The organism is Promicromonospora sp. NPDC060204 (genome assembly GCF_042728455.1).
In the GTDB taxonomy this organism is placed as follows: domain Bacteria; phylum Actinomycetota; class Actinomycetes; order Actinomycetales; family Cellulomonadaceae; genus Promicromonospora.
In genome coordinates this window covers 1-1302 of the sequence record NZ_JBHWZO010000473.1, presented here as the reverse complement: position 1 = coordinate 1302, position 1302 = coordinate 1, and the positions used below count along the sequence as shown (strand labels likewise).

At 71.3% G+C, this 1302-nt stretch carries 1 protein-coding gene; it reads right to left on the bottom strand.

Annotated elements, in window-relative coordinates; translation table 11 throughout:
• Positions 1 to 41: 41 nt before the first annotated feature.
• Entirely contained in the window at positions 42 to 1172 is a 1131-nt protein-coding gene (locus ACFWEJ_RS28770; RefSeq protein ID WP_377232568.1) for a branched-chain amino acid aminotransferase, read from the bottom strand.
• Positions 1173 to 1302: the final 130 nt, after the last annotated feature.

The window sequence follows — 1302 nt, the reverse complement described above, 5'->3', positions numbered from 1 at the left end:
CGTCGGGGCGCCTCCCCGACGAGCCCGGCCGCGAGGCACCGTCAGGCCAGCCGGCGCATCCAGCCGTGCCGGTCCTCGGCGCGGCCGTACTGGATGTCGGTGAGCTCCTGGCGGATCGACATGGTGAGCTCGCCCGGCTCGCCCCCGTTGACCTCGTGGTCGAACGTCGAGCCCGCGAGGCGCCCCACGGGCGTGACCACGGCCGCGGTGCCGCAGGCGAAGAACTCCTTGACCGCGCCGGACTCGAGCCCAGCCACGACCTCGGCGAGCGGGATACGCCGCTCCACCACCTCGTAGCCGCGGTCGGCCGCGAGCTGGAGCACCGAGCTGCGCGTGATCCCCTCGAGGATCGAGCCGAGCTCGGGGGTGTGCAGCGTGCCGTCCTCCATCACGAGGAAGACGTTCATGCCGCCGAGCTCCTCGAGGTAGGTGTTGGTGGCGGCGTCCAGGAAGCACACCTGGTCGAAGCCCTCCTTCTGCGCCTCGAGCTGCGGCAGCAGGCTGGCGGCGTAGTTGCCGCCGAACTTCGCGTCGCCGGTGCCTCCGGGCGGTCCGGCCCGGTGGTACTCCTGGGACACGTAGATCGACACGGGCCGCACGCCGCCCGCGAAGTACGGGCCCACCGGCGAGGCGATCACCAGGTATTCGACCTCGAGCGACGGGCGCACCCCGAGGAACGCCTCCGACGCGTACATGAAGGGCCGCAGGTAGAGGGACGAGTCCTCGCCGCCGGGCACCCAGTCGATGTCGGTGCGGACCAGGGCCGCGAGCGACCCGATGAAGTCGTCCACGCTCAGGGCGGGCAGGGCGAGGCGGTGCGCGGACCGGGCGAAACGCGCGGCGTTCTGGTCGGGGCGGAACGTCCAGACCGAGCCGTCGGCGTGCTTGTAGGCCTTGAGGCCCTCGAAGATCTCCTGCGCGTAGTGCAGGACCGCCGTGGCGGGGTCGAGCTGCAGCGGACCGTACTGCTCGATCCGCCGGTCCTTCCAGCCGTCGGCGCTGCTCCACGAGATGCGCGCCATGTGGTCGGAGAACTTGGTCCCGAACTTCGGGGCGCGGAGCGCCTCGATGCGCTCGTCGTCCGGCGTCGGCGCGTCGGTGGGCCGCACGTCGAAGAGCGCCACCAGGTCTTCGAGCCTGGTCGGGAGGATGGGGTCCGTCGTAGTTGTCATGTCGATGCCTTTCACCGGAATGCTGCTGTCAGTCTTCCACGCCCGGCAAGGCGGCGGAGCGATCCGAGCCGGACGTCTGCCCGGACGGCTCCCGACATACGAGAGCGGCGCCCGGGGATCGGTCTGCGAG